At 48.8% G+C, this 15,518-nt stretch carries 1 protein-coding gene; it reads left to right on the top strand.

Annotated elements, in window-relative coordinates:
• The first annotated feature begins 57 nt into the window (after positions 1-57).
• Positions 58-15,501 carry an SDR family NAD(P)-dependent oxidoreductase gene (locus tag GWG06_RS24585; protein ID WP_160716715.1) on the top strand — a complete coding sequence of 5,148 codons (15,444 nt, stop codon included), beginning with the start codon at positions 58-60 and terminating at the stop codon, positions 15,499-15,501.
• Positions 15,502-15,518: the final 17 nt, after the last annotated feature.

Raw genomic sequence — 15,518 nt, 5'->3', positions numbered from 1 at the left:
TATACATAGTAGTTAGGACTACTAATAACATAGTTTTAAAGAAAATAAAATTAATGTATGAATAAGGATGTCGCAATTATAGGCGTTTCGTGCCGCTTCCCGGGTGCGGAGAATTACGAAGAGTTCTGGAGGCTGCTGAAGCAGGGAGATTCCGGTATCCGGGAAATACCGCTTTCCAGATGGGATTGGTCGAAAGAAGAAAAGAAGGATGCATTTCGTGATAAGGAAAAGATAAGCAGATGGGGAGGATTTATCAGTAATGTTTCAGGCTTTGATGCGGCCTTCTTTAATGTGTCTGCTAAAGAAGCTGCTATAATGGATCCCCAGCAACGCATTATGCTGGAGCTTTCCTGGGCATGTTTTGAAGATGCGGGTATACCTCCGTCCGGTATGTCAGGCAGCAGAACAGGCGTATATACAGGTGTTTTTAATTATGATTATAAACAACTGCAGGAGAGTACGCCAGGTTATAGTATTCAGGCTCATTATTCAACGGGAACTGCTGTAACAGCAATACCCAACCGCGTTTCCTGGTTCTTTAACCTGAAAGGGCCAAGCCTGCCGGTTGATACGGCATGTGCGAGTTCATTGCATGCTATTCATCTGGCAGTACAAGGAATATGTACCGGAGAATGCGAAATGGCACTGGCCGGAGGTATCAGTCTGATGCTGACACCTGCACGGCATATTTCCTTTTCAAGGGCTGGTATGCTGTCGTCAACCGGTAGCTGTAAAGCGTTTGATGACGCAGCAGATGGATATGTCCGGAGTGAAGGCGCCGGAGTTGTCTTGTTGAAACCGCTGGACAGGGCACTGAATGACGGGGATCATATTTATGCCGTCATTAAAGGAAGCGCCGTAAACCATGGCGGAAGAGTACGTACCCTGACATATCCTGACGCAGATGCACAGGCTGACGTAGTGCTTTCTGCGATGCGACGGGCCGGTGTTTCTGCTGACAGCATAGGCTACATTGAAGCGCATGGAACTGGTACCCCCCTCGGAGATCCGGTTGAATGGGAAGGCTTATGCAGGGCATTCAACCGCGCTGCATCGTCGGGACTTGCTCAGCATTACTGCGGTATCGGTTCCGTAAAACCCAACATCGGCCACCTGGAATCCGCGGCAGGTATTGCAGGGGTAGTGAAAGTACTGATGGCGATGAAATACCGTGAACTACCCGGTCAGCTTAATTATCATACACCCAACCATAATATAGCTGTTGAAAGCAGCCCGTTTTATATTGTTGAGAAGAACCTGATATGGAAACACTTACAGGATGAAGCAGGAAACGAAATACCATTACGTGCAGGTGTCAGCTCCTTTGGATTCGGAGGTACCAATACACACATTATTCTGGAAGAAGCGCCGCAAATAAACCGGCCGGTGGCACATGCATTCCGGGAACAGCTTATTTGCCTGTCTGCCAAAACAGACGCTGCCCTTCATCGGAAAAAGGAAGCATTGCTGTCCTGGCTGAATGAACATCCGGATGCTGACCTGCACAGCATCAGCGCAACATTGCTGGCAGGAAGGGAGCATTTCGATATACGGGAAGCTTTTGTAACAGAAAGTGTGCCGCAAATGATAAATACGCTGAAGTCCTTGCAGGCGGGGGGAGTGAAACAGACAGCATTTGACCGGGAAAGTATGACGCAAAGAGAAGATGTAACAGCAACGGTTACACGTATATTACAGCCGCCGGCAGAAATGACCGGCGAAGAGTATAAACAATTGTTACAGCTACTTGCTGACAGGTATCTGCAGGGCGCCCGCTGGAATACCGCCGGCCTCCCAGTGGCTGCGCATGATTTTTATGCAGGAATGTCTGTTTATCCATTTGATAAAACGGAATACTGGCTTAAAATACCTCCTGCCGCCGTCAGTACGGATGAAACCACGGTCAGAAGCCCGCAACCCGCAACTGCCGCAGTTAACCTGAGGCAGCTGCTGAAGGAATATGCCACCGGTTTACTGGGGAGCATGCCTTCCGGACTGCCTGAAAATGCCCTGTTGTTTGAATATGGATTTGACTCTGTACGCTTCACTGCGCTGGCTGATAAGCTCAACCGGACATTCGGGTTAAAACTTTCTCCTACCTTGTTTTATAGCTATAAAACCATCCGGGAACTGGCGGATTATTTGCTGGCCGGCTTCCCGCATATCGCTGCGGCAGTAACAGCGGAACAGCAGGATAGCCGTAACGGTAATGCGGCAGCTGCAATTCCGACAGGCGAAATAAAAGCAGCTGTAAGGCCATCAGACAATACCAGACCGGCAGGTAAACAGTATGATGATGAGCGTATAGCCATTATTGGTATGTCAGGAAGATATCCCGACGCACCGGATCTCCATGTATTCTGGGAGAATATGGCGGCCGGGAAAAATGCTGTAAGGGAAATAGCTGCAGAGCGATGGAATATCAGCCGCTATTATCAGCCCTGGCCGGGACAATATGGTAAGACTTACTGTAAATGGATGGGAATGGTTGATGATGCGCACAGTTTTGATCCGTTGTTCTTTAATATTACCCGGGAAGAAGCATCCAAGATGGACCCTCAGCAACGTATTGCATTGGAACAGGCTTACCTGGCTTTCGGAGATGCCGGGTATAACCGCAGTGCACTTGATGGTAAAAAATGCGGTGTTTATCTGGGCGTAATGTCAGGAACCAGCGTATATCCCACCCAGGGAGAGGCAGCCTTTTTGACAGGAAGCAGTAATGCTATTTATGCGGGCCGTATCGCTTATTTCTTCAATCTTAAAGGACCGGCAATTACCGTTGATACAGCCTGTTCCTCCTCACTTACCGCTATCCATGCTGCCTGTCAGGCACTGAAAATGAATGAAACCAGCATGGCATTGGCGGGTGGGGTGACCTTGTATCTGAATCCGGTTTCCTATATCCAGATGTCAAGTGCCGGTATGCTCTCCGCTGACGGGAAATGTAAGGTCTGCGATGATGATGCCAACGGATTTGTTCCCGGAGAAGGCGCAGGTTTTGTGGTATTGAAACGGCTCAGCGATGCCATCGCTGACCATGACCATATCTATGGTATTATTCTTGGGTCAGGTATTAACCAGGATGGCAAAACGCAGGGGATTACAGCTCCCAATATGTACAGCCAGCAGGAAGTAGAAAGAGAAGTATATAACCGCTATGCTATTCATCCGGAAAGTATCTCCTATGTGGAAATGCATGGCACAGGGACCAGGCTGGGAGATCCCATAGAACTGAATGCCTTGTCCGCAGTTTTCCGGGAGCGGACAGACAGGCAGCAATTCTGCGCTGTCGGATCTGTAAAGAGCAATATTGGACACACTACTGCTGCTGCAGGTGTAGCCGGTGTTCACAAGGTATTACTGAGTATGCTGCATGGAGAACTGCCACCTTCGCTGCATATGCACCGGCCGAATCGTAATTTCGACTTTGAAACATCTCCTTTCTTTGTCAATACACAATTACGTCCCTGGATAGCTCCGGACAATACCCCGCTGCGGGCAGCCGTCAGCTCTTTCGGGTTCAGCGGTACGAATGCCCATATCGTACTTGAAAAATTCATCCCGGAACCTCAGGAGAAAATGGATGTTCCTGTAATCATTGTTTTGTCGGCTCAGCACAGGGAACAGCTGCAGGAGACAGCTGCCACACTGAAGGATTATCTGACTGCACATGAAACTCTCACGCCTGAAGACGTTGCATTTACCCTGCAGACCGGTCGCGATGCCCTGCAGGAAAGAGCAGGATTTATTGCTGATGACAGAAACATATTGCTGGAAAAGCTGACGGTTATTGCCACCGCCGAAATATGGGATGAGGATATATATACAGGAAAGGTAAAGCTGCATCGTTCTGAACACCTTTCTGCTAATGAAGACAGCATCGCATCTGTAAAGCAATGGATAACAGCCGGGCAATACACCCGGCTGCTGGAAGCATGGGTGAAAGGAGAAGTGATAGACTGGTCGCTGCTTTACCATGATAAAGACATGCAGCCGGATAAAGTCAGCCTTTCGCTAAATCCATTTGTAAAAGAACAGATGCCGGCAACCACCGATATCCCGGTAACAGAACCTGCATCTATAGCTAAATACAGGGAACTCCATCCTTTGCTGCATCAGAATATATCTACCCTGACTGCTCAGCGCTTCAGCAGCGTTTTTACAGGAGAGGAGTTTTTCTTCCGGGATCATGAAATACACGGTAGGCTGCTGCTGCCTGGTGTGGCCTACCTGGAGATGATCCGGGAAGCAGTAGTGCAATCAACCGGTGCTGCCGGAAATATCAGTATAAAGGGGCTTACCTGGCAGCAGCCGGTAACAGCCGGCGGCAATCCTGAAAAAGTACTGCTGGAACTGCATCCGGTTCGTGATAATGAAATGGCATTTGAATGTTATAGTGAAAAGGCTGCTGATACCCTGGTTATGTATGCATCGGGGACCGCTGTAATCCGGGAATTGCCGCCTCCTGCTGTATATGATATAGCGGCGCTGACGGAAAAGTTTAGCCATAACCGTTACCCGGCAGATAAACTATATCAGCAATACCGGGAAAAGGGATTCGCATATGGTCCTGGCATGCAGGCAGTATCAGAACTGTTCGCAGGAGAGGGGCAAATACTTTCCAGGCTTGTTTTACCGGAAGCATTGCAGGCGCATCTGAATGATTTTATGCTGCACCCTTCTTTAATGGATGCTGCGCTACAGACAACCGGAGCGTTTCACCTGCTTCCTGACGTAGCTGACTGGCCCGCTCCGGGATCAGCATTGCCTTACCTCCTGGATGAAGTGCTGATATACAGCAGCTGTACGCCGGTAATGTGGGCTGCCGCCCGCCCTGATCCCGCCGGAACCCTGCAGGGCCCCTTGTTCCGGGCCGATGTTGACCTTTGTGATGAGAATGGAAAAGTATGTATTGTGCTGAAAGGTTTTTATGTAAAAACAGTAGCTGCATGGACTGATTATCCGGTTCAGGAGCCGGAAACAACTGCTCTTCCGGCTTCTCCTTCATCTGGAGTGGAAGAAGCAACAGTATTGGTGCGGAAAGTACTGCTTAATCTGACGCAGGAACTGGCTGCTCTCCTGAAGATGAGTAGCACTGACCTGGAGCCGGATACCTATTTCAGCGATTGCGGACTGGACTCGATTCTTTTCAGTGCATTTACCAACCGCCTGAATGATATCTGGAATATTGGCATTACACCAGCCATATTCTACGAATACAGGACATTACTTAATCTCGCTGATTTTCTGGCAGTGGAATACCGGGAACAGTTTACTGTTTTGTTCCCTGATGCCGCAGCACAGCAAGAGACGCCGCAAACCGCAGCGATACTGCCTGAGAACAGGGAAAAGGTTGCGCAGCATAAAAAAGCACAGCCACGTTTCACATCAATGGCTGCTGTACAACCGGCTGCTGTTTCCCGGAACGGTGCAGTTGCGGTAGCTGTTATCGGTATGAGCGGCCGTTTTCCGCAGTCGCCGGATATACAGACTTTATGGGAGCAGCTCCTGGCAGGAAAGGATTGCATCACGGAGGTACCCGCAGAACGATGGAACTGGCGCGATTATACGGAAACTTATGGTGAAGCCATGCGCTGGGGCGGATTTATAGAAGGAATCAAGGAATTCGATCCGCTGTTCTTTAATATTTCTCCGGAAGAAGCATCCTATATGGATCCGCATCAGCGGTTACTGATGATGTATGCCTGGAATGCCATTGAAGATGCCGGCTATGATCCTCGTAGTTTGGCTGGCAGTAAAACAGCCGTTTTTACTGCCATCGGTTCTCAGGAGTACAGAAAGATGATGATGGATGCGCAGGTGGACATGAAGGCTTACTTCTCCACGGGTACAACACCCTCTATCGGACCAAACAGATTAAGCTATCTGCTGGATCTGCGGGGTCCCAGTGAACCTGTCGAAACAGCCTGCGCCAGCTCCGTGGTGGCTATTCACAAAGCCGTAACAACATTGGCTGATGGCTCCTGTAACCTGGCGCTGGCAGGTGGCGTGAATATATTATTGTCGCCTGAATTTGCAATGGGCCTTTCAAAAGGAGGCTTTATCAGCTCTGACGGCCGCTGTAAAACCTTTTCTGCTAACGCCAACGGGTATGTGAGAGGGGAAGGAGTAGCTGTCATAGTACTGAAACGCCTGGAAGATGCAGAACGCGATGGCGATCACATATACGGCGTTATCCGTGGTACTGCGGAAAATCACGGAGGTCACGGTAATTCACTTACTGCTCCCGGAGTGACCGCTCTGGCAGAAGTGGCAACTGATGCTTATAAACGCGCGGGTATAGACCCACGTTCAGTAGGGTACATAGAAGCGCATGGCACCGGTACAGAGCTGGGGGATCCGATAGAGGTAAATGCGCTCAAAGCTGCGTTTAAGAATTTATATGCTGACACCGGTGCTGGCGCTGCCACATCCCGGCATTGCGGACTCGGCACAGTGAAAAGTAATATAGGCCATACTGAAATGGCATCGGGTATGGCATCTGTGATAAAAGTACTGTTGCAGCTGCAACATAAAACACTGGTGAAAACACTGCATGCCGATCCCATCAGTCCTTTTATTTCACTGAACAACAGCCCGTTTTATATTGTGCAGCAGAATGAGGAATGGAAACAGTTGTATGATGCGGAAGGGAAAGAAATTCCCCGCCGGGCTGGTATCAATACTTTCGGTTTTGGTGGCGTGAATGCCCATATTGTACTGGAAGAATATGTTGCCCCTGAGACTGCCCCGCAGCCCATACCTGAAATACCCAACATGATTCTTTTATCTGCAGAAACGCCGGATGTACTGAAGGAATATGCAGGCAGGCTGCGTGAAATGATTGACAAAGGTTATTACCGGGAAGCAGACATGCCGCGTATCGTATATACATTACTGTCAGGCCGGTCTTACATGAAATACCGCACTGCTTTCATGGCGGATAACCTGAAGGATCTGCGGAAGAAACTGCAGCTGCTTGAAAAAGGAGAAGACGGAGCTGGAATGTACCGCAGTGGAGCAACCGATAATAAGCAACTTGTACAACTGCTGCGGGAAGAAGGCGACCGGGAGATAATGCTCGAAACATGGATGCAACGGAGAAAATTCGATCAGCTGCTGACAATATGGTCACAGGGCGAAAACCTTCCCTGGCATAAACTCTATCCCGCTGCACATCCGGTGCGTATCAGCCTGCCGGGATATCCCTTCGCAAAGGAACATTGCTGGATTCCGGAAGATAACGCACCTGCTGCGTCTGTTACTCCGGCCGCCATTCCGGCAGATACGGACAGCCTGCTGGCGCGAGAAACGCTATGTTTCTATCCTTCCTGGGAAATTGTTCCCGCTTTGAAAAGTAGTGTTGTGGCCTGGGAGCAGCGCCTGGTAATAGCTTGCGATCTTGAAATACCTGCAGACCTTGGGCAGAATGCCGGCATCTCCTTTGTAACGCTGCGGTCAGCAGAAGAACATCCCGGTAGAAAATTTACTGACTATGCCTGGCAGACGCTCGCTGCTATACAGGATCTGATAAAGGCTGCCGTCGGGAAAAAAATACTGGTGCAGGTACTCATTTCCCACAATATGGTGAGAAAAGGTGGAGCCGGATTATCCGGCCTGCTGAAGACAGCAGAAAAGGAACAGCAGCGGCTGGCCTGTCAGCTGATTGAAATTCATGGCCACTCCCCGGAAGAAAAATTATCAGACATACTCGAATCAAACAGTATGCAGCCTGGTGATAAACATATCAGGTACCTGGGAGAGCAGCGGCAGGTAAGGCGATGGAACCGGCTGGACCATCAGACCGTACAGGAGCTTCCGTGGAAGGATGGCGGCGTTTATCTTATTGCAGGCGGACTGAATGGCATAGGGCTCATCTTTGCAGAAGAAATCGTTAACCATACAAAAGATGCCAGCCTTATACTGGTTGCCCGCTCAGCGCCCGGAGAACAGGCTTTACAGAAAATAGAACAGCTGCGGCGTGCCGGAGCATCCGTGGAATACAAACTGACAGATATTGGTGATGAAGCAGCCGTTACAGCGCTGTTTGAACATATACGGCATCAGTACGGCCGTCTGAACGGTATTTTGCATAGCGCAGGGCTGTTGAGGAATAACTTCATCGTAAGAAAAACGTATGAAGAACTGCAACAGGTACTGGCCACCAAAGTATCCGGTTTGGTGAATCTGGACAGGGCGGGCAGTGAGTTTAATCTGGATATATTCATCCTGTTTTCTTCTATTGCCGGTGCAATCGGCAATGCAGGTCAGGCAGATCACGCTGCCGCGAATGCTTTCATGGATGAATATGCCCTTCATTATACCAATGAACAGCGTCAGGAGGTGAAATATCCTGAACCACCCGGTCAGCAGGATTTACAGCAGATTCAGAAAATGGAAAAGCTGCTGACGGAACTCCTGCTGCTGCAGCTGCATTCGTTACAATTCTTTAAAGGCGGACAACCGATAACAGTATTACAGGCAAATGCAGGCTGGAACAACCTGTATGACCGCTGGCTGAAGGAAAGCCTGCATATGTTGACACAGGCAGGATTGCTGCAGACAGATGGGGAAAATTATATGTTGTCAGGTAAAATGCCAGACGCAGATGCACTATGGGCAGCATGGGAACAGCAATGTGCCGCCTGGGAAAATGATCCCGGTATGCATGCACGGGCAATCCTTGTAAATGCTACGCTGAAGGCATTACCCGACATTCTGTGCGGAAGGAAACACGCAGTTCAGCTGATGTTTCCGGATTCATCCATGAAGCTGGTGGAAAATATTTACAGGAATAATCAGGTAGCTGATTATTGTAATGAAGTAATAGCTGATTGTGTGGTGGCCTGTCTCGAAGATCACCGGAAGAATAAGCCGGGACAGCCACTCCGGATACTGGAGATAGGTGCAGGAACAGGAGGAACCAGTGTGCCGGTTTTCAAAAAACTAAAACCCTTCCGTGACAGTATCGGCGAATATTGCTACACCGATATTTCGAAGGCTTTTTTACTGTATGCTGAAAAGGAATACGGTCCTGAACATCCCTATCTGACCTGTCAGCTGTTTAATGCAGAAGAACCTGCTGCCAGGCAGGCCATAGCCGGACAGCAGTATGATATCGTAATTGCAGCCAATGTATTGCATGCTACCAGCGATATACGGCAGGTATTGAAAAATACATCAGGAACATTGAAGGAAGGTGGCGTGTTGCTGTTATGTGAGTTACGCAGTAAGTCAGTATTCCATCTCCTGACATTCGGCCTGCTGGAAGGATGGTGGCGATACGGGGATCCGCAACTGCGTATGCCCGGCAGCCCGGGACTATACCCGGAGATGTGGCAGCGTGTACTGGAAGTGGAAGGATACTGTGATGTGTTTTTTCCCACAGCGGCAGCAACAGGACTGGAAATACAGGTCATAACAGCGCGGAAATCATCTTCCGGAAAATGGCATCCTTTTGAAGACATATACCGGGATTATTTCCGGCAATTGCAAATGTTCCGGAAAACAAAGATATTGTCTGTCAACTGGCCCTTCTGGCAGGATGGGAAAACAGCCGTGAAGGAAGTGGTACTGCAGGAGTTATATCAGCAGTGGGGACTGATGCCTATGGATACCGCTTCCGGATTAAAAGCCTTTTATCAGGCGCTGGCATCGAAACACCGGGAAGTAGCTGTTATGCATGGAGTAAAGGAAAGCATCCTGCCAGTTTTCCTTTCTGCAGAAAAAGCTTCACCGGAGGTTGTTCCGGAGGAGGGCAGGAGACGGGTCTCCGGGAAGGAAGTAATCGCCTATTTCCGTTCTTTTTTAAGCAAAGCATTGCGCCTCTCTGAAGATAGAATCGGGGAAGAAACACCCATGGAAAAATATGGCATCAGCTCCCTGATGATTATTGAACTGATGGCACAACTGAAGCAGATTTTTGGTCCATTGCCGCAGACACTGTTTTTTGAATTCAGTAACCTGCAGGAACTGAGCAGATATTTCGCGGATAATTATCAGGAAGTACTGGCAGCTTTGTTGTCAGAGAATGCCGGGAATACCGATATCAGTACTCCGGCAGCAGACGATGTCCCGCAACCGGAAATACCTGCTGGCCGTATACCACCGGGCAGAACTGATATTGCCATTATCGGTGTTGGCGGCAAATATCCCGGCGCCGGAAATATATATCAGCTTTGGGATAACCTCCGTAACGGAAAAGACAGCGTTACAGCGATTCCTGTGGAACGCTGGGATTATCAGCTGAATTTTGACGAAAGTAAGGCCGCAGCGGGAAAGGCCGGTAGTAAACACGGAGGCTTCCTGCAGCATATTGACAGATTTGATCCGTTGTTTTTTAATATATCTCCCCGCGAAGCCCATCGCATAGATCCACAGGAAAGGTTGTTCCTGCAATGTGTTTATGAAGCGCTGGAAGATGGAGGATATACGGCGGAAATACTAAACAGGCAGACACACGGCGGAAAAGTAGGTGTTTTTGTCGGAGCCTCCTATATGGAATACCAGCTGCTGGCATTGGAGGCAGCATTGCAGGGTAACCCGCAGCCAGTTATCAATATCATTTCTTCCATTGCCAACCGGGTGTCCTATTACTTCAATTTTAAAGGACCCAGTTTAGCACTGGATACGATGTGCTCTTCTTCCCTGACCGCAATACACATTGCCTGTAACAGTATATACCAGGGCGATTGCGAGGTGGCCATTGCCGGAGGTGTCAATATCTCTGTACATCCGTATAAATATAATCTGCTGGGTGAAAAAGGATTCCTGGCATTGAACGGAAAATGCAGAAGCTTCGGAATAGACGGAGATGGCATGGTGCCCGCAGAAGGTGTCGGCGCCGTATTGCTGAAGCCTTTGGACCGCGCTATAGCAGACGGTGATAACATATACGGCATCATCAAAGGCACGGCTATCAATCATGGCGGAAAAACAAACGGTTACACGGTACCTAATCCGGTAAGCCAGCAGCATGTCATATTGCAGGCGCTTCATGCCGCCGGTGTCAATCCCAGAAATATCAGTTACTTGGAAGCGCATGGTACCGGCACGGAGCTGGGAGATCCTGTGGAAATAGAAGGGCTGAGCCGCGCATTCAGGCAATTCACCGGAGATAAACAGTTTTGTGCTATCGGCTCTGTTAAATCGAATATAGGGCATTGTGAAAGTGCTGCAGGCATTGCCGGCATCACAAAAATATTACTGCAGTTCCGCCACCGTCAGCTTGCTCCCACCTTATACGCAGATGTACTGAATCCGCATATTGACTTTGAAAACAGTCCGTTTAAAGTCCAGCGGGAGCTGGCGGCCTGGGAACGCCTTGTGGTGAAGGGCAATGACAGAACGCAGGAAATACCGCGATGCGCGGGTATCTCTTCTTTTGGCGCCGGAGGTTCCAATGCCCACGTCATTCTTGAAGAATATATATCTCCTGTAACCACTGACAGTACCGGATTACCGGTTATAATCGTGCTGTCCGCCAGGCAAAAAGAAGAACTGCTGCAACAGGCAGAGCGGTTGGTGTTGTTTATAGCAACACAACAGTTAAATGATGATACACTCCCTCATATAGCGTATACCCTACAGACAGGACGGGAAGCGATGCCATTCAGATTGGCCTTTACCGCTGAAACGATGAGGAACCTATCAGATAAACTCCGCCGGTTTATCAGCGGACTTAGTGCACCGGATGAAATTTTTTATGGCGAGGGAAACACCGTAGTCTCAACTGCCAAGGACACGTTACCTGTCAGAGATTGGTTGAATGCCCGGGAATATAACCAATTGCTGAAATATTGGACTGAGGGCCATAATATAGACTGGCAGCCATGGTATGCCGGCAGAAACATGCGTCGTATCAGTCTGCCGGTGTATCCGTTTCAGGGCAAACGGTATTGGATCGCGGAAATACAGCGCAGGCAGCCGGATGCCGGCATCCCTGAGGTAAAGCAGATTGACGTACCTGAAAACAGTATAGCATCCGGCGCAGCCTTTCCGGTTGCAGAAAACAAAACAGCATTTACACAACAAGCAAATACGAATATGACCACTATCAGCACCCAGGTATTACTGGAAGAACTGGCAGCAAGCCTTTGCGAGATTTTATATCTTCCTGCAACCGCACTTGATCCTTCGAAAAACTTCCTTGAAATGGGACTTGATTCTATTCTGAGCGTAGAATGGATAGAGGTGATTAATGCAAAGTATGGTCTTTCCCTTCAGGCAATAATAATATATGATCACCCCACATTACGGGAAATCTCCTCCTTGCTGCAAAAAGAACTGGAGAAAAAGTATAATGGCGGCGTGCCGGAAACTGCATCCATTTCTGCCCCTGCGCCTGCCATGAATGTCATACAGCCCGAAAAGCCACCGGTAATAACTGCCGCATATTCCATTGCCCGTTTACAACAGGAGTTATCAGCAAGCCTGGGTGAAGTATTATATCTGTCAGAGAAAGAAATAAACCCGAATGAAACCTTTCTGAATCTCGGTGTGGACTCAGTGCTGGGACTGGAATGGATTACTGCTCTCAACCAGCGGTATGGCCTTTCCCTGGTAGCCACAGTACTTTATGATTATACTAATATCAGGGAGCTGGCTGCCTATCTGGCGACTGTACTCAAGGGGCAGGAGAATGTCTCCTCCGCTGTAACGCCTGCGGATATACTGCCAGCTACCAAAGCTACATCCGGGTTACCGGTAATTCATTTAACACAGACTTCAGTCGCAACAGCGGAAATAGTTTCAACACCTCCGCCTGTCTCTGTAACAGCTGCATTTTCAGCCAGCCGTTTGCAGCAGGAATTGTCTGATAGTCTGGGTGAAGTATTATACCTGCCGGGCAAGGACATTAATCCGAATGAAACCTTCCTGAACCTGGGAGTAGACTCCGTGTTAGGGCTGGAGTGGGTAACCGTAATTAACAATCAGTACGGGCTTTCTCTCACGGCAACCGTGTTATACGATTATACCAATATCAGGGAGCTGGCAGATTTTCTTGAAGCTACATTGAATGAAGGAAAGCATCCTGCGGCGCCGGTCGCAGCCAGCCAGCAGGATATGCCTGCTTATTCATTACCAGCTGTGACATTGTCAGACCTGGGAGTAAATACAATCTCTGAAAAGAATACCGGTGGTATCAGAGAGCAGCAGAAACCACAGGTATCACCGTCGTCAGAGGAAGCAACTGCAAATAGTATAAAGAATATTGCACCGGATCATCCGGATATGGCGCCACCGGGGACGGAAGATATCGCCATTATCGGCATATCAGCACAATATCCTGATGCACCAACCACACAGGATTTCTGGAATAATCTGTTGGAAGGCAGGGACTGTATCTCAACGGTGCCGGCCAGCCGCTGGAATATAGAGGACTATTATGATCCTGTACCTGGAACATCGGGTAAAACAACCTCCAGATGGATGGGAGCCATTCCGGATGTGGACAAATTTGATCCGGCATTTTTTAATATTCCTCCGGATGAAGCGGTGCGGATGGATCCTCAGCAGCGATTATTCCTGACTCATTGCTGGCATAGTATTGAAGATGCGGGTATCAATCCGGTTTCGCTGTCAGGCAGCCGGTGTGGCGTATATGTGGGATGCACTACCGGCGATTATATATCCCGCGATGTAGAAAGAGAACTGACTATGCGGGAATGGCTGGGTAATTCGGCTGCGTTGCTGAATGTGCGGATTGCTTACCTGCTTAACCTGCAGGGGACGGGACTGTCGGTTGACACTGCCTGCTCTTCGTCCCTGGTAGCCGTTATTGAAGCATGTAAGAGTCTTATTTCAGGAGAGAATGACTTGGCACTTGCAGGAGGCGTTACTGTATACTCCGGCCCATCCATGCACATTATGACGGCCCATGCGAATCTGTTATCTCCTAAAGGACGTTGTTATTCATTCGATCAGAAAGCTGATGGCTTTGTGTTGGGAGAAGGAGTAGGGGTGCTCCTGCTGAAGCGGATGAAAGATGCGTTGCGAGATGGAGATCCTGTATACGGAGTAGTGAAGGGATGGGCCACCAACCAGAATGGTAAAACAAATGGTATTACGGCACCCAGCATGAAATCGCAACTGGCGCTGGAAATGGATGTGTATAAAAAATCCGGCATCAATCCGGAAACTATCACGATGGTGGAAGCGCATGGTACAGGCACCCGTTTCGGAGACCCGATTGAAGTGGATGCCCTGACTACGGCTTTCCGGAATTTCACGCAGCAACAGCATTTCTGTGCTTTGGGAACCGTAAAAAGTAATATTGGAAATACCCTGGCAGCATCAGGAGTGGCCGGCATGCTCAAAGTATTGCTGGCTATGAAGGAAAAGGTATTGCTGCCGACTATCAATTTTGAAAAACTGAATGATTATATACACCTGGAAGAAAGCCCGTTTTTTATTAGTAACAGGCTACAGCCCTGGAACATACAACCAGGTATGCTGCGCAGGGCTGCTGTCAGTTCCTTTGGATTGAACGGCACAAACGCGCATCTCGTTATGGAAGAATATGCTCCGCTCCGGAAAAAGATTGCTGAGTCAAATGCCCCGGTGCTGATAGTATTGTCAGCCAGGAATGAAGCCAGACTGAAAGTCGGTGCGGAAGAACTGGCTGCGTTTATTTCCGGCCATCCGGAATTACTGTCTGCGGAAATAGCCTGGACACTGCAATATGGCAGAGAAGCCATGGAATGCAGGGCTGCATTTGTGGCAGCCTCCCGCGATGAGATAGTAGCTGCATTGAAAGGGATAGCTGCAGGAAACTGGTCATTACCAGGTATTATGACCGGAAAGGTAAGCAGCTGGCAGGATGCAGCAGGGCAGGCGGACCTTGAAGATGAAGCCATACTTCTGCGCTCATGGATAGAAAAAGGTAAACTGGATAAAACAGGCAATCACTGGATAAGTGGAAAAAACATTGAATGGCGGCTTTTGTACGGGAACAACCTTCCGGCGCGCGTACATCTGCCTGGTTATCCCTTTGCCCGTGAAAGTTACTGGCTGCAGGCTGCAGCAACAAATGGACAGACGAAAGAAGAAATCAGTCATCAGACAAAACAGGAACATTTCCCTGCTGAAAAAATTGAAGTTGTCGAAAATAAATTGCAGCAGCAGTTAAAGGAAAGTATTGCAGCAATACTTGCTGTGCCTGCGGAAAAAACAAATATAGATGCAAATTTCCGGGATATGGGACTGGATTCAGATAAGGCCCTGTTATGGGTCCTGGAACTTAACCGCAGATATGGAACCGATTTACTTGTGCCGCATGTTTTTGACTGTCTCAACATCAGGAAATTGGCTGTGTTGCTGGAAGAGAGAATAAGCAAATTGGCGCATGAGAGTAAAACTGGTAATACAGTACCGGTCAGTATCGTGGAAGTAGGTGATGTACTCCATCAGGTGAAGGCCGGAAGAATTGATATCGAAACAGCTCATCTGAAAATACTGCAACTGACCGGAAAATATAATGGCAGTCAGCATATTTGAATTACCCGGAACCTTTA

This window comes from Chitinophaga solisilvae, assembly GCF_009928525.1.
Classification (GTDB): Bacteria; Bacteroidota; Bacteroidia; order Chitinophagales; family Chitinophagaceae; genus Chitinophaga; species Chitinophaga solisilvae.
The sequence above is the reverse complement of the archived record's forward strand: the minus strand, read 5'-3'. Positions and strand labels throughout refer to the sequence as shown.

Coding starts and splice junctions, on each gene's coding strand:
- GWG06_RS24585 (WP_160716715.1), top strand. CDS start 58: ATGAATAAGGATGTCGCAATTATAGGCGTTTCGTGCCGCTTCCCGGGT.